Genomic DNA, 20,866 nt, shown 5'->3' on the forward strand with positions numbered 1-20,866 from the left:
TGCCCTTGGCCGCGGCGCTCCTACTTCGACATTTGTCTTCGGAGGAGCTTCGGCAACCACCAGAGCTCAAATCCCATTCGTGTAGACGCAATACGTCAGTTATCACTAAAACTATGCCGATCAAGTCTGCCTCTGTCCTTTTGAAAATAACTATGCATAAAGAACTCTATAATGCCAAACACCAATGCAACTATCGCTACATTCGTAAAGTTTAAAGACCAATGGAAGAAGTATTTTTCGACCAGCCAAAAGAAAACAAAAGCCAGGCCTATATCGGCTAAAGTAGCAGCCCCATTGTTGGTGACTCTTAACAGCAGTTGATCAACTGCAATATAAGACATAAGTGAAAACGTATATGTGGCAAAGAACGCCTCAGTCAGTGTGGCTTGTGTTAGATACATCAAAAGAGGAACTATAAAAACACCGTTTAACAGCAGCTTCAAAAACAGTTTCCCAAGCATTCGCAGCATTGTTGTTTGCCTTCTTTCATCAAGGATGAACTTCTGTTTTTAACATTGCCTTTTTGCGTTTGAAATATGAATGGGCCATCCATATATTTTTTCATAAATTTGAGAATACTACAGCGTAATGCTTCCCCCAATAGGGGACTGGGATATATTGTAAATTATCCGAAATAAAAAATAAGACTGACGACAAACACTCTGTCGCCAGCCTTAATTTTACAATTTTAGAACAAACCTGTTAATGAGAGAAGCCTAATCTTCTAAAAGCCAGTCGTCAATGATCATTCTTGCCACTGCTGCCAGTACTTGAATATCGATCTTACCGGTGCCGAAGATATCCGCTTTCTCAATTTGACTCCAGTTCGCATCTGCAGAAGTCGTACCGTAGTACTTAGCGATGACGGACAAGTCTTTAATCGTAATTTTCGTTTCACCTGGAACCAGAGTAATGATACTATTTACGTACGCTTGCAGTGCCGTATCCATCTCATCTTTCGCTGCATCCACTTGGGCTTGTGTAGCGGAGGAATTGTCGTATACCGCTTTCGCGCTCGCAATCGCTGCCTGCAAGGCGGCTTTTGATTCACTTGCATACTGTCCGACTTTAGTTCCTGTGACCGTGGCATTCAGCTTGCTTTCGGCACTTACAATCGCCGTGTTCAGCGCTGCTTTGTCTGCTGGATCCGGATTGGAAGTAATAACCGAATTGATGAATGTGCGCAATGCAGCATCCAAGCTGCTCACAGCCGCCTGCACTTCCGCTTCTGTTGCCGATACGTTAGTTGCTACAGCCTTGGCGTTGTTAATAGCGAGCTGCAGCACATTTTTGGAGCCGGACGGATATTGACCGGCCTGAGTGCCCTCTACAGCCGCATCATGTTTGTTCTGAGCTGTTTCAATCAAAGCGTTCAATGCCTCTTTATTCAAAGGTTGAATCTGAAGTGCCAATGAAGCTCCGGCCAAATCGATCTGAGAACCTTCAGAGGAAACGGCTGCCTCAGACAAGTACACACTGCTGCTCACCGAAGAGGATACGGATTTTGCCTTCGCATGTACAGTCACAAGATCACCGCCAGACACCTCATTGCCCGCTCCAATGCTGGACATGATGATTAGAATCTGCCCCTTGTCTGGTTTTACTCCTGTCACAAGCACGTTAAAGTTCGCTTTCAGCGAGCTAATCGCTGTTTCCGCCAAAGAGATACGCCCATGATCCGTCACCGTTTCAAATTGCAAGTGATTCGGGTCATAATTCAGGACGACATTTAAAATGGAGAACTTAGTCGGCGAATTGTTGACGCCAAGTTTCAAATCTAATCCTTGACCGCCTACAACCGAGGCAGGCCCTGTCAATGTTGCTGACGCTGGCGCCGAATTTAAGAGTTGGAAACTTCCTGAGTATGGAAGATTCACTCCTTCGCCGCCTATTTTGACCGTGTACGTACTTTCCATGGAGCTGCTTGGTTTATACGTAAAGGCAAACTTCCCATCAGATCCGCTGACGGTTTGGTTCAAATAGTCCAGTTGACCAAGTGGATTCGTTACCATAATCGTAACATCTTTTCCCTTGCCCAGACTGATATCTCCTTGGAATGTGACTATTTGCGTTGCTGCGTCTACCTTCATCTCAACATGATTGATCTGATCTGATGTTTCGGCTGCAGCCGCTTTCTGCAAAGGAACGATTGCAAGCATGCAGATTAGCATAGCTAAGGTCGTGATAACAGAAACGATTCGTTTTGACACACTTTCCCCTCCTTCTGGAAAACTCATTGCAGAGTTAATTTGAAATAAGCGTGATAGGCAAAATTATAGGCGGTATACATCGGAACTAACGTAACCCCGTTCGTTGTAAAATTCAGAGGTGTGCCTGCTACCGGCGTAATGGATTGGGAAAGATTGCTTTCCTTCAAAGTCAAGTCAATAAACTTAGTGCTGGTGCTTTTGCCGACCATTAAGAGTGGTCCATAGAAAATGCTGCCCATCGATGGATCGTCCGGTGTTTTTTCAATTCGCAAGCTGTAAGGCATAGCGATTTCAATCTTATCGTTGTTAACCCAGACTTTGCTTAAGGTGACATACGTACTTGGTGTGGCTGTCACATTTTGCGCAACACCGTTAACTTTGACGGTGAAGCCGTTGACAGCCCAATATGGCACACGAAGCTTGATATCCAACTGTCCGCTGCCCTTCACAGTAAGTGTGCTGCCTTCCTCACTTGGGAAGTTGGTTGTTTGTACGATAGATATCCCTTTTTCCGTCCAATTCAACGTTGAAGGCATATACAAGTTAACATATAATGATTTCTTATCATTGGAGCGGAAATAGATGGAATCCTGATATTTCGTTTGGCTTTCCAATCCGGTTCCTGCACAGCAGGTAAAGCTCGTGCGGCCATAGCCCTTCGTGCTGCCCGGACCCAATGGCATAAAGTACACAACGCCGCTGTTCGATGCGCTTTGATCCTTGGAAGCAAGGATTCCGTTATAGAGACCTCTTTCATAATAGTCCATATATTTCGCATCCGGATTATGGAAGAACAGCTCCCTTGTCAACTTGAGCATGTTATATGTGGCACAATCCTCGGCTTGACTGTTTTTGCTATTGCCACCTTCCAGAATATACGAAGCGATTTTGTCGGATTCCTTGAACAACTCGCCTACACCGCTGCCGCCGTTGCTGAATTGGCGATGCTTCGTAACCATGCCCCAGAAATTGCTGGCTACTTGATAATAAGAAGGATCATTGGTTCGATCATAAACCTTCAAAGCACCAATAATTTGCGGAATATGCTGGTTAGCATGAATGCCGTTTAACGTATCTTGATTGTTTGCAGTTGGCGTAAACAGCTTGGAATTATCAAATAATTTTGCTGTTCCCAGATATTTCGCATTGCCGGTTATTGCACTGATTTCAGCCAGGGTTTCATTCATACCGCCAAACTCACCGGCAATGTATCTGCCCCACATGCTGTTTAGCGTGGATTGCGGCAATTTGGTCAAACGACCATCCACCCAATCCGACATTTTAACAAGAATGTTCAAAGCTTTGGCGTTTCCAGTTACTTTATAGGAGTCCAATAAGCCCGCCATAATTTTGTGCAGCGTATAGTAAGGAGCCCAAATCGTATTAAAATCTGTTTCGTTCCCGTTGTACACAGCACCATTCTCTAACAAAATGAATTGCCATTCCCCATACGCACTTAGAAATCCGGGACTGTTATTTCCAACTAAGGATGGATTGTTTTTGCCGAGATTTGATTTTTCCATGCCATTCGGTTGAGTGGCCAGTGCATCCTGTACTTTCGCTAACTCGTCGATCATGTAGTCAATCTTCGTTTTCCATTTCGCCTCGCCGCTGCTGGCATAAGCCTGAGCGAATGCAGACAAGAAATGACCCGTAGAATGACCTCTTAGTTTGCCTGCTGCAGAATCCCAGCCTCCCATAGCGGTTGCCCCTTTGGTATCAAGTCCGGCAGCCGCACGGAAAGCAAACAGCAATTTATCCATATTGTAGCCATCGAGATATAAATATTCACTATCTCTAAGCTTTGTAAAAATGCTGTCCTGCAAAGTGACATCGCCTAAACTAAACGGCTCAATAAGACGGGTTGCCGTACCTGGGGCTGCATTTACTTGTGCGCTAATGGCTTTGCTCCAAGCACTAACGCCCGAACTGTTTTTTGCTCTCACAGAGTAAGAATGCGTGGAGCCAAACAGTAAGCCCTGATGTACGAACGGACTTGTTACGTTGCTGATCGTTGTTCCATCCATCTCCAAATCATAGCTGGTTGCCTCAGGCGATGATTGCCATGCAATCTCAATCTGAGGAATATCGGCAGTTGGCGTAGCGGTTATTCCTGCTGGAATCCCTGGCACGCTTGTCAATTCGGTTACTCCGCTAAGTGGCTGCAAACGAGACGTTTGCATGTCCGTTCCGTCCCAAACGAATACTTTGGCTGTGTAACCTGCCACATCAGCCGGCAACGCTAAACTTGCGGATAGGCTAACGGGATTTCCAACCGTTACGCTTTTGCTCACTTGCGTTTTATCAACCATTTTGCCAGCGCCGTCATATAGCGCGAGCGTTGCCAAGGAGGATACAGCCGCACTCCCCTTATTCGTACCGGTTATATTGGCAGTAAGCGTTTGACCGCCTTGCAAGCTGCTCATATTGAACACTGAGCTAAAGCTTAAAGATCTCACTTTGATCGTGGCAAGGGCCTTGATGCTCGTTCCTTCAACCGTCCCTTGAACGGTGAAAGTCCCCTCAGCCGCATAATCCGCAGCGTTCACGTTACCCCAAACTACGTTTAACTGGCGAGTCGTTTCCTCGTCGTTGTAGACCGCAATAACCGTGTTGGGCAAAACAGGCGCAGTGCCTACAACCGTATCCACACTCAAAGCTTGAATAGAGCTGAGCGTCAACACAAACGGTTCTTCCAACACCGTCACAACGAAAGTTTTCGTATCCCGTTCGTTTCCGTACGTTATCGTAGCTGTGAGGTTAACCGTCGCATTGCCTGAGCGTGCTGCCGGCCGTATGACCGTGCCGTCATTTCGAATTACATTGGTGTTGTCGGATTGCCAAGTAATATTGGATCCATTGCGTCCATCAGTTGGTAAATCCAGGTTTTTGATTACTGCGCTAGTGCTCCCCAAACTAATAGCATCCTTATCTAATTGCAGTTTCTGCCAATCCGATAATTGTGCGAGAACAACAGCCTCAAAAACTTTGGTATCACGCGCACTTCCCTTTGTAACGGTTGCTGTTAAAGTAACCGCTGCATCCGTTTGACCTGGGGCAGGACGCGTCACTTTGCCGTCTGTGCTAATCACATTTGGGGCGCTCGATTGCCATGAGATATCTGAACCGTACGGACCTTTCTTAATTAACGATAAGTCGGTGTCCACAGTTCTAAGATTTACGCCCGCAAGAAGGGCAGCTACGTCAGCAGCCACTAATTCGCTATCAGGCTTATTGATTAACCCTGCAACCTCGGAAGCATCGAGGGCTCTGTTATAAATACGGAAATCAGAAAACAGGGCATTAATGGTAGGATCGGCAAACTGCCCTTTCCCGATATAGTTAGCTGTCGTTGCTCCAAGACTGGTTGGATTCAAAGTCAATGAAGTGTTTTCTCCGACTTTTAGTCCATTTTCATAAATCGTTACGGTGCTTCCATTTAACACAACCGTCACGTGTTTCCAAGCATTTGTCGTTAGAGCCGTTCCCTTTTGCGCTTTCTGTTCATTGGACCACCCGCTAGTTGTAATACCGAAGGCAAGCCCCTTCGCTCCGTCATTATTGCCGGTAGGCGTTAAATACATATAGCTGGTCGTATTCCCGACTCCGAAATCGAAGATACGGGTATAATTCGTTGTTGCGCGCAAATTCACCCATGTCGAGATGGTAAAGTTTTTCACGCCATTGAAGATTCCGTTCGGCAGTTTGACATTGGCACCCGCTGTGCTTGTTCCGCCACTCAGCGAGATCGCTTTACCCTGCTCCCAATCTGAAAAGCTATAAGTTTCACCTGCAGCAGTCGCATTATTTCCATTTCCCGATGCATCTTTGATCACAGTCCCGTTCACATCGTCGAATTTATACCACGCAATCAAGCCATCCGTTGTTCCTACAGCGTGTGCATGAGGAGTGATATCCGTAAAACCGAGCAGAATATTTACTGCAAAAATAATGAGAATATTAACAATAGATACAGCTCTCTTTAATGAGTAAGTGATCATTCCTGTTTAGCTACCTCCTTAGGGGAAATCATTTTGATCCCTGGCAATGAGATGGAAATATTGGCACGGGAACGAAGTTCCTCAAACCAAGGTTCCATGAGTTCCAGAATTTCATTATTTACCAATTCATCGCGAATTTCCGCTATTACTTGTGACTCATTTTTCGTATTGGAAGCCGGGTCATGAGCCATGTGTTCCGCATAATGCGCTTTGACATCATTGTCATCGACCTGGATACGGGGCTCAAGCAGTTTGCGAATATACAGCTGAGTTCTAAGTTCCGTGCGCATCGATTGCTCCGTATACCCGTCTTTCAACAAGTTATTTTGAAAATCTTCTTCTGTGCTGTAAGCTTTTCTTACTTTATCAAATGCTTCATTAAACTCACTTTCGGTCACGCTCACCCCCACTGCCTTGGACTCTTTCATAATTAAATCCTCTAAAATAAGCTTTTCCAGTATTTTGGGTCCTTCGTAATCAACAAGCGCATGATAAAGCTGATCTTTGCCAATTTTCGCACCATTAACGGTAGCAACTGTAGTGTCATGCTCTTTGTTTAGAAAAACAATCAATACAGTTAGAAGCAGCAGCGAAAATGATGCAATCGATAATCCCTTCCACAGCGTAACATGTTGATTTACTTTCTTGTAAGAAGTCAAAATGATTACCCCTTTCTTGAGAGCAAGACCTCCTCTCCGGTTCATTAGTCATTACATGCGTGCGGGCATCCTGTACCACTAATCACGTAATACTCGTAGTATAACGAATGCGCTTACATCTTTATATTCAAAAGATTTTGGGTTTGTGGAAATTTCTTAGATTTAGCACCTTTCTACCTTTTTATTTCATGGTTTCATGTTCATATTCGAATCAATCATAAAAACACGTCTGTAATTCAAAGGTGTTACGCCGAATTCCTTCTTAAAAACCCTGTTAAAATACCTCGTTTCCTTAAAGCCAATTAACTTCGAAATCTCATAAATTTTCAGAGTCGTTTCTTCCAGCAGCGCTTTTCCATTTCCAAGACGGGTTTGAAGCAAATACTGCGTAAAGGAAGTTCCGGTGTTTACTTTAAAGTAATGGCTGAAATAACTCGTGTTGAAGCTGAAATGTCTGGCAACCGACTCTAGGAATAAATCCTCTGCATAATTTTGTTCGATATATTGAAGACATTTCTGTATGGCTCTCTCTTTTTCCCCATCGTGATTATCCTGATTTACTTCCATAGGATGAGTATCATTTTGCTTTGCAGACCGGTTTTCTGCTTCTATCACATGGGTTTTACTTTTGAAAATGGATTGCTCAATTTTATCCAGCGTGTGATTGATCGTTTTCACATCAATCGGCTTCAGCAAATACTCGCAAACTCCCAATCTTAGCGCTGCTTGCGCGTACTCGAATTGCTTGTAACCACTGAGTATAACAAGTTTGGGCGGGTTGTCCGTATTGTCAAAATGCTCCATAAGCTGCAGTCCGTTCATCTGCGGCATGTGAATGTCGCTAAAAACAATATCAACTGTGTTGTCTGCCATAATGGCCAGCGCATCATGCCCGTTTTTCGCCTTAAAAACATGATATTCCGGCCTTAACTTTCCTATAAGTTTTGCGAGTCCATCCCTATGTCTTGGTTCGTCATCAACAATTAATAAGTTGTACATACAGATCCTCCCCAATCAATATTTGATAAAATAGAGCCGTCATCTCAATAGGGTAGTTTCTTTCACCTTTATATTAAAGTGCCGATATCTGAATTAAAATGTGATTATTTAATCAAATGTTGTACTTATTTAGTTATCTCAATTTATTGGATAAATTTTGCTAATATGTCATTCGAAACGAGCCGTAACATGCACAAAAAACCTAGCCTGCGGCTAGGTCCTTGTCTAAAGCAGGTGATGGAATCCTTGGTCTCATCACGCTTCAGATACAGCGGCCGTTATCTCCGCGAAAAGCTTCGTGTCTTTCTGCTAACGGAAACCAGAGTCCTTATTTTCCAATTTCGAGGCGAAATCAGTCCCCATGTGAGCAAGTAACAGCGCCGGTGTCCGTTACATGTTCGAAGAGGTCTTTTCCATCGAATAAGGGCGCCTCTGTCCGTCAGCTGATTCAGGAAACTCCATTCCCTTATTTCGGGCGAAAGGCGGAATTTCGGAGTTCGAGGGGAACTACAGGGTCTTATTTCACACCAGTCGCCCAATCGCCTGTCTACAATGGCGAAATAGCGGACCCTAGTTCCCGTTCAACCGGTTAATGGGCTATTTTCGGCAAAATAACGCCCTGTAGTTCCCCAATCTCCCCCCAAGTGTTGCCCCCTCTTCGCACAAAAAAAGCAAACTATACCTATTCGTACCTGCAACTAGAGTCGATGGATCTGGTGGGGCTGATGGATCTGATTTGTTTGGGGATCTGGTGGGGTTGGTGGAGTTGGTGGGGTTGGTGGGGTTGGTGGGGTTGCCGCTTTAGTATTGATTGAGTGAGAGGTACCCAATGGAAGAATGTATCCTTTTCTATAGGGGAGCTACGCCAGAGTAGACTCAGACTCATTGGATGAATTCCAACGAACATTCGATTTTTAATGCTTAAATCCCCAAAAACAAAAAAAAAGATTTGGAAAGGAGGCATTTCTGCCACCCTCCCAAATCTTTTCATTTGACCACTATTCAATGCCAAGAATCAATCTTGCAATAGCCGCAAGGTCGCTGATATCGATGACGTTGTCATGATTCACATCGGCGAATTTAGCAAGCGCCCAATCCTCGTCAGCCGAGGTTTTACCGTAGTACTTAGCTACAATCGCCAAGTCACCGATGCTAACTTTACCGTTGCCGTCCACATCTCCAGGAATGCCTATAATGACGGATCCCACAAATGTTTGTAATGCTGCGTTCAAATTAGCTGCCGCTTGATCGACTTCTGCCTGAGTCGCCTTCAGGTTGCTGGCAACTGCTAGAGCGCTGTTAATAGCCGTTTGCAGCGCAGCTTTTGAACCTAGCGGATATTGACCGGCAGATGTTCCTTCCGTTGACGAATCATGCTTGCTTTGAGCATTGTTAATTAACAAGTTCAATGCTGCCTTATCAACAAAGCTAATTTGTACACTGCGGGAAATTCCCGTTAGCGATGTTTCCTTGCCCGCAGCATTGGATATAACTGCATCGCTTAAGGAAATCGTTGTTGCCGTCGAGACCGTTAGCGACTTCGCTTTGAAATGCAGCTTAATCAGATCGCCGCCAGTTGTCACCGCATTCTCACTGCCTAAGCTGGCCACGATCAAACGCACGCCATTTGCTTGAATGCCTGACTCACTTACAATTTGAATACCCGGATTCAAAGTTTGAGAGGAGAGGTATTCCACTTTTTCCGGATCAAACGCGATCCTCAGATCTTGTGCGTAAATCGCTTCGGTCAAGCCGGTCAAACCGTAAGTCACATCGAACTCTTGCCCCGTATAGACGCTGTCTGGTACGGTGAAGGAAGCTTTCGGAACTTTCGGTACGGCCTGCAAACTGCTGATTGCCGTCTGCAGAGCTGCCGCCGCCGCATCCACTTCAGTCTGAACAGCACTTGCCGAATTATTCACTGTGATGGCAGCGCTTAATGCATTTTGAAGAGCCAACCAAGTTTCCGCTGTATAGTCTGACACCGTTAAGCTTTGTGCCTCAGTGATTTTCATCTGCAAGGCAGATTTATCGACCGGCACAGGGACTACTCTCTTCGCTATACCTACGTAGGAGATCAGAGCAGCCTGGTTCCCGGTGTAAGTGTTATTCACGATATATTTCACCGTACCATCGGCTGGAAGCGTGAAATCGTAAGTAACCATGACGCCGTCAGAACCGGCAATCAGACCCGTCCGTACCGGAACCTTCACCGGATTGCCATCTTGATCTTTATAATTCAAGCTTAAATCCATCGTCCGGTTGCCATTGCTCCACCAATCCCTATGGAAGGAAGTAACCGTGTAATCACCGGCTTTCAGAGGGAAAACATAACCCAGAGGCTGGTTCACTGTATCCGAACCGTAGACGCCGGTCTGACTTTTGTCGGTGGCAACCACAGAACCGCCAAGTGCTTTGTACTTATAATTGGCATCCACAGGTGTATGCCCCCAAACCGCATCGCTTGTGGAAGGTTGGTCGGCTTTATCATTCAGCAAGCCGTTGCCCAACAAAGCTTTGATTGCGGCATAAGGCGGCGTTGTATCGCCTTGGACACCGGCATCAATCAAGTAAACGAGGTTGCTAGGCACAACTTCTACCTGAACATTAATAACAAGGTTCTTGCCGCCAACGATCTCACCGGTCAGCTGTACCGTGGAATATGGAGCCGTGAAGCGGTTCGCTGCATTGTTTAGCCAGTTGACGCTGGCATCCACATCCGTGGTGCCGTCTGCAAGCGTCACTTTAATGCTTTGTGGAAGACCTGTGACTGCCTCCCCCACTTTGGTGGCAACGATCGCAGGATATGAGCCTGTTATGGTTACCGGCTGCTTCTTCAACTTCAATGCATTGGCTGCGCTTTGAAGCGCGTTTAGGGCACTATCGACCGCATACTGGGTCGCTTGCGTATCAGCCAGCACCGTTTGAGCCGCAGCCAAAGCATTCGCAAACGGCGTCCATTCCGCCGGCATGTAATCTCCCTCGATATAACTGCTTAGCTGGCTCGTCAAAGCGCTAAGCGCTGTTTTGGAAACTGTGCCATAAACGGATCCCAAAATATCAATGGAGTCAATATACAGATTGCCGTCTTTCACTACAACCTTAAGCGTGTGAGGACCATCGCTCAGTCCGCGGTACGTGTAGACGTCCGTACGGTTGATCGTAGAGGCAGGGATCGCAACATTCGGATCAACAAGCCGGCTGTCCACATAAATGTCAGCTGTCCCGCTGCCTGTATCGCCTACCAAGTTAAAGCCTGTGCCAGTGAACGGCAGCTCCAAATAAGTCGGTGTGGTCGCGTCAGCTGCAATGACGGCCTTCTCAATCGAGATGTAATTGCCGCTGCCGGAAGCTGCTGCGGTTTTCACAATTTTAACCCTGTGCACGCCCGGGGCAAGTCCGCTTACTTGATAAATAAGCTGGGAGCTGGAGCCGTTGCTGAATGCTTTGTTCGTAACAACTCTTTTCGTCGTGTCGTGATTGTAACCCGTTCCGAAATCGTCCAGATATACATCCATTCTGACAACAGAGCTAGTTCCTTGCCCGATACCGTAGACCGAAACCCCTGTGCCGGTAAAGGTTAAGGAGGCATAGCTGCCATTTTCGCCTGCCCAGGCATTGGAGGTATTAGAGCTCCATGACGCTGTGTTTCCTTCATTTTTCACCATGTACCATCTGTTAAGCGTACCCTCAATCTGGGTTGTGCTGCCAAACATGATGCTCGTTCCGCTGTTTGTAATCGTGCGATTCAGACGGCCGGCACCGCCTCCTAAGTTATGAAGCCATGGGAGACTGCCTTCATGATACACGATACGGGAATCAAGATCATCCACTCGCTCAGTCACATAAGGCACGTAGCCGTTAACGGCCTCGACCTTCAAATTGTCAAAGACCGATTGGCGCAAACTGCTTTGAATCATGACCTGACCGGTCAAAGGCGATCCGCTGGCATTGTCGGTGTAACTGGTGACGATTTCTCCATCCAGTGAAGCCGTGATGAATTTTTCAGCGGCTTTAATCGACATCGTGTGCCACTTGGCGGGATCGAAGTTCGCAATCGTTCCGCTTGCCACTGTTGCTGTCAGGCGGATTAGACGCCACGTGCCGTCGGCATAGATCCGGAATTTATAGCCAGATTCCGAATCGGCTGTCGTACCGTTAAGTTTATGACGAACACCGACAGCGACATAGTTCTCCCCTGTATGGGCAGGGTCCAAATCCATTTTGAAATCGATGGATGCTGAATAATTAGCCCATCTCTCATCGCCTAACACGGTATAGGAGAATGGCGTAGTGGCCCAAGTACCGGGCTTGTTGGCTGCGTAAATCATTTGCTTCATACCGTTGGAACCATCTTTGCCGATGCCGCTATACACCTCGAACGCCCCGCCTTGATCGGCAGTATATCGTGGAGTACCGCCACGGCGTTCCAAGTAGCTTAAACCGTTGACTGCAGAGTAACCGCTGTACTCAAAGTCATCTTCGTAAAGAATAGCGGGGCTGCTGCCCGCAACGTCCAAGACGGATTGCGCCGGAATGTTATTCTTACGTGCATACTCAGTACGGACATTGCCTGTGTTAGGGTTATTGACCGTACTGGTCAAGCTGACCATGGAATGCGGTTTAACGGTAAGCTTATATGTAAAAGCATCCCCGTTGTCCGTAGCGGAAACATTGCTGAGCTTTTTATACCAGTTGGCATCGTACGCTTGTGCAGCGCCAGGTCCGCGAGTCTCCCATACCTGTACGGGATTGCCCGCATTGCCAATATTCTTTTTCACATCAAACTGGTAATATGCCACACGATCGCTGTCATTGACCATGACAACGGAAAAGTCCTTCTTGTCCGGACTTACAAAAGCAAGACGGTTATATTCGGCATCTGTCACGTTGCCATCCATCTCGCTATTGCCCCGGCTTCCAATCACACCGGCACTGGCATTAGGGATGTACATCCAGTCTTTGGCAGCAAACTGGGTAAAATGCATCGTAGTTTGGATGCCAACATCAGGTGCATAGTAGCCTGACCATGGGTCTCTGGCCGCAATAATTTCTTTGGAGCTGTATGGAGCGCCGCTATAGAAAGAGCTTACGGCAGGTTGGTACATGTAGTGCGTGCGCTTCCCTTGGGTGTACATCGCAATGAAGCGGCCGGCAATGTCCAATGCGCTGGCTACTCCGCCAAATACACTGTCGGAATTGGCCCGGTATTTGGCCAAGGTCTGTGGAGCTACGCCTTCACTGTACCAAACCTCCTTCTGGTTTTGCTCGTTTACTTTCAGATAGTCTGCGCTTGTTGCTAAATTGTAGTGGTAGGCCATAACATCTACGGCTTTCATGAGATCGGCGTCCGCCAGCATTCTAGTTGGGATATTCAACGTGGTGTTCTCGTCAGAGGCGATAATTTTGATTTTATCGTAGTTGGGGAAACTGCTGTCTGTGCGCATCCGATTAGCAAACCATTTGATGAAATTTACATTGGGTGTACTGGTTTCGTTGCGGTCCGGGTTGATGTAGTCGAGTGAATAACCATATGCATCTTTAATCGCTATTGCGGTGTCTTTATACCACTTATACATCCGCTCATAGGATGCAAGGGTAGCAGGGACAGAAGGATCGGTATTGCCATCGCTCCAAGGTTGAACCCAATTCGGCTGTGTCCAACGGAGTATGCTTACCTTGATCTGAGGATTAATCGTCTTGGCATCCGCTGCGAATACGAAGCCTGCGCCACGACGAACGTTAGCTATCTCATCTTCCGAGCGCTTAGTAGCAGGCTCCGTACCCGATGAGGTATTGGAATCATTGCCCATCTCGATCTTGATGTCGTTGATTCCAGCGCCGGTATCTTGGCTAAATAGCTGATTCATAATCTCCCAATACTGCGTTGGGTTCTCCTCCTTATAATCTAACAATAATCGGGAGGTGTTGTTGCCGGATACGACGCCATAGCCTTTAAACGTATTGGCTGGATTCGTGTCGGCGGCTGCGGCGTCGATGGTGACCACTTTGGAAACCGGATCGGCAGCAGATGCCGGCATCGCTGGATAAAGGGAAATCACTAGGACACATGCTAGCATATATGCGATGCTTTTTCGCAAGGTTTTACTTCTTATCATGCCTATACACTCCCTTTTTCATTTGAAGGAAATCTATTCTATTTTCAATTGCACTGAAGTTCATAATGAAAAGTTAACCAAAGACTGTTATTGCCTTTCTATAATAAATGAATGAGCGAGCATCACCTCCAAAAAATGATTAGAAATAACTCTGCCCCAAATTCTCTAAGTTGCTATTAAGCGCTTTCATAAAATCTGCATGCGTCTCCTTTCTAACGGCATAGAGCCGTTTTCATAGTCTTGATCTATCTTAGCTCAAAAAAGAAGAATAGATAAGGAAACAAATCAACCAATTTGAACAATATTTTAACCTATCCCAAAATCAATTTCGCAATGGCCGCAAGATCCAGAATATCGATCTTACCGTCATTATTGATATCTGCCGCTTTAACTCGAATCCAATTCGGATCTAAAGAAGTTAGGCCATAATACGAAGCTGCAATTGCCAGGTCACCGACTCGAACGACATTGTCTCCATTCAAATCCCCGATAACCGGAGGAGGAACTTGAGATTTGATTTCGTAAGCGTATGGCGTTGGATTTGGGATGACCGCTTCGGCACCGGTGCCATCTGCAAAAATAACGTTGGATAACGTTAAGCTGCCCGTTTGGGTTTGAGCCGTCTCTTTCGCCTTAAACTGCAGCTTCAAGAGTTCTGCCGAACTGGCGCTACCTTGAGATGTGTGCAAATCAACGGTAAGGATGCGCAATTGTCCCGATACAGCAGATTTATCTACGACAACCAGACCTGTTCTAAGAGACTCCGCTGAAACAAATTCAACCTGGGCAGGATCATAGTTAAACGTAAAGTCGTGCGCATAAACGCTTTGTGAAACCGTGTTTATGCCAACTGTCACATCAAAGACCTGATTGGGAACAAGACTTGCCGGCCCTGTTAACTGCAATTGGATTACCGGAGCCACATCTTTTTTCACGATATGAACGGTATACGTTTTGGAAGTGGCGTGATCTTCCGCTTTGGACGTCAGCACTAGCTCCGTCGTCTCTCCTGTCAAGGCAATCGAGCGCTCCGATTTGTCATTGATCAGAATATTGCCGGCATAGATCAAACCGTATTCGTCGTTTGGCGCAGCCGTCATTGCAACCGTAGTCGCTGTTGAAGGCACTGTGAGCGTATAATCGGTTACTTGAGGATCGAAAGACTGGGATAACACTCCTTTATCAAAAGCCAAGCTCTTTAAGTTCGGATTCGTTTTATAATCTGTGATGACACGGAAAATATCGAATAATCCGCCTACCAAACCTCCTGAGCTTGCATATTTGACTGTCACATAATGAACGGTTCTTGATACCGGATTCCCGTTCCCATCTGCTTCTTGCACGATTTTCGTGCGGCTGTTCTCCACGAGCGATTGCGTAATTTGCCGGGTTTGGTTATAGAAATTGCCCGGATTTTTATTTTCGATCGCCTCAGATACAAGCTTCGTGTTATCTACGTAAATATCGAATTTTCTGCCAACATCGCCGCTATAGTATGTGCTAAAAAGATAGTTGGCAACACCGGGTTTAACTTCCATATCATAGCTGAACCATCCGCCAGCCGTTGCATCCCGGTATGATTTGCCGTTATAAATGCCGACGGTGGAATTGACGGTCTGACGGTTTGCCGCCAGCTCGTATTGATCGTTAGCCACGATGACGAAGCTTACGCTGGAGGCTTCCGCTCTGCCTGCTTCTTTCGCCGAAAGCAGCGATTTCTGGTAGCTTTCGGAGTCAGCCGTAATCAAATCGAAGTAAATACCGTACCGGTCCTTATATCTTTCAAAGTGCGGCGTGAACGTAAGAACGCCTTCGTCAGCATCTGTCCCTTTTAACGTAAATTCAAGCTTGCCTGGTGTCTTAACCAGATTTTGTGTGACATTTTGTTTCCATGTATGGATATCTCCGCTTGTAATGGTGATAAAATCTTTGGCCGACGTATCTTTGTTTGGCTTCAATACATTAACACCGTGGGTGCTGGTCGTCATATTGTTAGTCCCAAGGCCAGCACTTAACACAACCGGACCGTATTTGAAAGCAACCGTATCTTTCGCGTCAGGAAGATCGTACAGAACGACTTCCATCGGGAAGTCCAAAGAAAGGGTCGTTCCATCTGTCCACTCTTGCTGCAATAGGATGTAACCGTTATCAACTGAATAGTTAGCAACCGTCGCCCCATTCAACTTAACCACCGGATTCGTCTTCGCCCAATCTGGAATTCTAAAACGAAGGGCCGTATTCGCTGCGCCAGTCGTATGAATGGTGAAGTTCACTTGTCCGTTTGCAGTATCGCCAACACCCGTATTCGGAAGGTTAGACACCTGGGTGATCGTCATGTTTTTGTCCGGCAATTTAATGTCTGAGGATATGTACATATTCACGTACACGCTGTTTTTGTCAGTGAAATAAATACTGTCATTCAGTTTAGAGAAATTCTCCATCCCCGTTCCCGTACAGCACCAGAAATGAAAAAACTCACTGCTGAACACTTTAAAGTAACCCGTATCCATCGGTTGGAAGTACATCGCCATGCCGGTTTCCGGATTCTGGGATGCCATGATCGCATTTGTAAAAGCGTTCTCATAATAATCGGCATACTTTTTATCCTTTGTAATCTTAAACAGCTCTCTTGAAAGCTTCAGCATGTTATACACATTACAGGTTTCGTTGTTGACATTCGTGCGCTCCGCATCCAAAACATCCGAAGGACCGAAATGTTCATTCTCGCTATTTCCGCCTGTCAGATAGGAATGATGTTTGACGACCATCTCCCAGAAATTTTCAGCGACTTGCAAGTAATATTCTTCGCTTTCTCCCTCTTCCATAACGGAATAACGCTTTAGAGCACCGATGACTTTGGGGATCGTCGTATTCGCGTGCTTGCCATCCAAAACATCCACATTATTATAAAAGGAGTCAAACAAACTCAGCTCATCGAACTTTTCTGCTGCTTTCTTCATATGGTCATTTCCTGTAAGGCCGTAAATATCATAGAGACTGTCGTTCATACCGCCGTATTCCACTTTAAGCACTTTGGTTTTCATGGCTTCCGTCCACTTGGATGTGCGGCCGTAGATGTACTCGCCAAACTTTTCAGCGACTTGGATAGCTTTCGGATTATCGCCATACTCGGCAGCCGTAACCAATCCGGCTAAAATTTTGTGGATGGTATACCATGGAACCCATACGGCCTGCCCATTTTCAACCCGGTCCAGGAAAGAAGTCGGAAATGCCGAAACGTAACCGTTTCCATTGGCATCCTGACAGGCAGCCAATTCATCGATAATATAATCGACCCGCGCTTTTAAGCGAACTTTGTCCTCGCCCGTAGCATTGACATAAGCCATAGAAATGGCTGATAAATAATGACCTAAGGTATGACCTCGAATCTCCGTATTTTCCCAACCGTCATAAACCGCAGCCTTCGCTTTCAGCCCGCTTGTCGTACGAAACGCACTCAGCAACCGGTCTGCTTCCAAAGATAATAAATAATTGACATCTTTATTGAATGCATTTGTATAGTAGTCATCCGTTAAAGCAACATTTGCCATAGGCACATTCTGCAATGAATCCGTTCCTTTGATGGCAGGCACAATGACGTTAAACTGTTTTGTCACTTTTTTGGAGCTAAAGGTAACCTCTGCCGTTAATGCAACGGAGGCGTCATTCTCACCGGCTTTCGGCCTTTGGACATGTCCGAGCTTATCAATGATTGCCTCATTGTCGGATTTCCACGTTATGGTGGATGCTTCCGACTTTCCTACAAGAGGAAGGGATAGGTTGCCCAATGTTTTCGCAGGCAGCGTAATCGCATCCGCATCGGATCTCGCCACTTGTTCGTAGTCGAAAGCAGTACCTGACTGTTCCTCAAATAATGAAATAATGTCCTCATATCTTGCAGCCGTTTTATATATCTCATAATCATCGATCGCGAATTTGCCGTAAGAGCCATTATAATTAGGTCCATTATACCCGAGCGATTTCTGCGTCGTTTCGTCGGATCTAATGATTCCGTCCGCACCATCCGTCCCGATGCCGTAATCAATATTCGTGCTTTGCTTAATGCCGTTTCGGTAAACATTGACCTTTTTCGTAGCGTTGTCATACGTAATCGCCACATGAGTCCACGTATCCAATGGGAAAAAGTCCGCTCGCGAACCACTGACACTAACCTTATACGGCTGCTTATTGGCATCTGACGAGCCTATCGACAGAGCCAGCGGTTTGCTGTCGTTTTCCGATCCTAAATACCAGCCGTTGCTATACCAGGCGGTTTTGTTCCACATCAGCATCTGTTCGCCGGTCATCTTTTCATTGGGCTTAAACCAAAAGGAAACGGTTAAATCCGACGGCTGTAGCGTACCGCTTTTACCAAGGTTAACAAACGTGTTTCCGCTTAGCTTTAAAGCCTTGCCTCCGTTAACACCGGCGACATAGGAATAATTGGTCCCCGTGATCGTTCCGTTGTTTCCTTTCCCCGAGCTGTCCATGACATTATTCTCAAATTCAAGCGACAAAACTTTCGAAGCATCCAAAAGAGCCCTCGTGTCGGTTTCAGCAGCAAAAACAGCCTGTCCGGAAAGCAGATCCCCTGAAAGCATGACAACGGATAACGCGAGTATTGCCATTTTATTCTGGTTGTTCATGAATGGTTGTCCCCTCCTTTTCATCAATTTCACACCTTCATTTTATGTAATCGCAGACCTACTCTCAATAGATTATTTGGTGATAAAAGTTCGTTTTTATCCGCAAAAAAGAAGAAGCCGGAAAGTCTTCTCAGACCTTCGGCTTCCTGCACCTCAGTACTTCCTTTTCCCTACTTCCGCTTCCGCCATCGTCTCCGTAAAGACGCTTTCCGGTGTTACAATCCTTTTGGGCAAGCTGCGTCCTTGAATCAGCTCGTTGACAGCTTGCATAAGGTTTGGCCCCAACAAAGGGTTGCATTCTACGACACTGTTAATTTTGCCCTGGGCCATCTTCTCAAATGCTTTGTTCGTTCCGTCCACGGAAATAATGATAATGTCCTTGCCTGGGCGCAGCCCGTACTCCTCGATCGCCTCAATGGCCCCTAACGCCATATCGTCGTTGTGCGAGTAAAGGACACGAATTTCCCCGCCCATCTTTGTCAAAAAAGATTTCATCACCTTTTTGCCCTGCTCAAAAGTAAAATCGGCGGGCTCACTTTTTAATATTTTAAAATTCGCACGGTCCTTAATGACATCCCGGAAGCCTTTTCCCCTGGCAATGGATGGGGTTGAACCCTCTGTGCCTACAAGTTCTACGATACCAATGTTATCTTTACTGCTCATTTTATCAATCACATATTTGCCGGCTTTTCGGCCTTCCTCATAAAAATCAGAGCCGATGTAAGTCACATATAAGGAAGGATCGCTCACATTCGCTAAACGGTCCAGCATAATCAACGGTATGCCGGCTTGCTTCACTTCTTTCAAAATCGGTTCCCAGCCGGATTCAATGACGGGGGCAATCGCGATGACATCCACTTTTTGCTTAATAAACGAGCGAATAGCTTCGAATTGCTTGGTTTGTGATTGATCGGCATTTTCAAAATGCAGCTCAATGCCTGCTTCTTCCGCCGCTTCTCGGATCGACATCGTGTTGGCATTCCGCCATGCGCTTTCCGAGCCCAGCTGAGAGAATCCTAATACGATCTTGCGGACGGGTGCCGGTTCTTGGTACGTTAGATTCACAACGTTTTTGACCGCTGTCTTCTCCTCGCCGGAAGTAAAGGAACTGGAGGAATTTTGAGCGGAATCAAACGTATATATAATCAAAATCATACCTAAAAACAGAAGAATCAATAGTTTACTTTTAAATAATGAGATGAAAGATCTACCAAACATGGGAGTCTCCTTTATTGGCAAAAGTAACCATCCTAGTCCATTTCTTGTATTATAAAACGCTTTCACGAAAGTAACAATAGACATGCTGTGAGATCCGCCTGATCGAAGGGAACTTCATTCCCTTATTTTGGCGTTAAGCGGAATTTTGGGGGCTGGAGGGGAACTACAGGGTCTTATTTCACCTCAACCAGTCAGATATGTGTTCAGAATGGCGAAATAGCGGACCCTAGTTCCCGTCCCCTCGCCCTATGGGCTATTTTTACAAAATAACGCCCTGTAGTTCCCATAATCCTCCTGCCGAGCATAGTGCCTGGGGACTGAAGACTCTTATTGCGACGTGTGGGGGGAGTTCTCGCCTGTTTCGTCGGAGATAAGAGTCTCCAAGGACTTCAAAGGACTTTGCCTGACAATGATTCATTGCCCTCCAAAGTCCTCAGTCTATCTTTCCATGCTTCTTCTAGCGAACCATCTTCGTTCACTTAATGCCTTTTGCAGCAAAATGAACAGGCATAGCAGCAGGCCGATCACAATTTTCGTCCACCAGGAACTGAGGGTTCCTTCAAAACTGACGATCGTCTGAATGACCCCTTGAATGAGCACCCCGAAGAACGTGCCGGCGATATAGCCTACGCCTCCGGTTAACAGCGTTCCGCCAATCACAACGGCTGCGATCGTATCCAGCTCCATCCCCATCGCATGCAAGCCGTATCCCGACAGCATGTAGAAAGTGAACACGACGCCGGCTAATGCTGAACACAAGCCGCTGAAAGCATACACGCCAATCTTCGTTCTGGCGACCGGCAATCCCATGAGGATCGTCGACTGCTCACTGCCCCCAATGGCATACGTATTGCGCCCGAAGCGCGTGTAATGGGCCATATACATGCCCGCTGCGACGACAAGCAAGGCGATCACAACGCTAATCGAAATGAAGCTGCCGCCCGGCAGTGGGATTTTGGTTTGCGCGATATGCGTGTACATCGCGTTATCGATCTTGATCGTGTTGATGCTGAT

Annotated in this window: 9 protein-coding genes; all 9 read right to left on the bottom strand. The window is 46.3% G+C overall.

The features are described 5' to 3' along the window. Positions 1–95: 95 nt before the first annotated feature. Positions 96–461 (bottom strand): DUF2512 family protein, encoded by a 366-nt coding sequence (locus GC097_RS28790; RefSeq protein WP_171686718.1) that lies wholly within the window; start codon positions 459–461, stop codon positions 96–98. Between the two features lie 255 nt (positions 462–716). Next, entirely contained in the window at positions 717–2,210 is a 1,494-nt protein-coding gene (locus GC097_RS28795) for a cohesin domain-containing protein (protein WP_171686719.1), read from the bottom strand. Between the two features lie 23 nt (positions 2,211–2,233). Beyond that, a complete protein-coding gene (locus GC097_RS28800) occupies positions 2,234–6,211 on the bottom strand; it encodes a beta-L-arabinofuranosidase domain-containing protein (RefSeq protein WP_171686720.1) in 3,978 nt (1,325 codons plus the stop codon). Then, entirely contained in the window at positions 6,208–6,915 is a 708-nt protein-coding gene (locus tag GC097_RS28805) for a hypothetical protein (protein WP_171686721.1), read from the bottom strand. The genes GC097_RS28800 and GC097_RS28805 overlap by 4 nt, the downstream gene beginning before the upstream one ends. A 141-nt stretch (positions 6,916–7,056) precedes the next feature. Next, positions 7,057–7,869 (bottom strand): response regulator transcription factor, encoded by an 813-nt coding sequence (locus tag GC097_RS28810; protein ID WP_171686722.1) that lies wholly within the window; start codon positions 7,867–7,869, stop codon positions 7,057–7,059. A 998-nt stretch (positions 7,870–8,867) separates the two neighbouring features. Further along, the gene (locus GC097_RS28815) at positions 8,868–13,988 is read right to left on the bottom strand and encodes a cohesin domain-containing protein (protein WP_171686723.1); all 5,121 of its coding nucleotides are present in this window, start codon (positions 13,986–13,988) and stop codon (positions 8,868–8,870) included. A 311-nt stretch (positions 13,989–14,299) separates the two neighbouring features. Beyond that, positions 14,300–18,634: a beta-L-arabinofuranosidase domain-containing protein gene (locus tag GC097_RS28820; protein ID WP_171686724.1), complete on the bottom strand. Its 4,335-nt coding sequence runs from the start codon at positions 18,632–18,634 to the stop codon at positions 14,300–14,302. Between the two features lie 153 nt (positions 18,635–18,787). Further along, the gene (locus tag GC097_RS28825) at positions 18,788–19,789 is read right to left on the bottom strand and encodes an ABC transporter substrate-binding protein (protein WP_171686725.1); all 1,002 of its coding nucleotides are present in this window, start codon (positions 19,787–19,789) and stop codon (positions 18,788–18,790) included. Between the two features lie 501 nt (positions 19,790–20,290). Further along, the coding region (locus GC097_RS28830; RefSeq protein WP_446686399.1) for an ABC transporter permease subunit at positions 20,291–20,866 on the bottom strand (576 nt) is incomplete at its 5' end.

The sequence above is a fragment of the Paenibacillus planticolens genome (assembly GCF_013141725.1).
GTDB lineage: Bacteria > Bacillota > Bacilli > Paenibacillales > NBRC-103111 > Paenibacillus_E > Paenibacillus_E planticolens.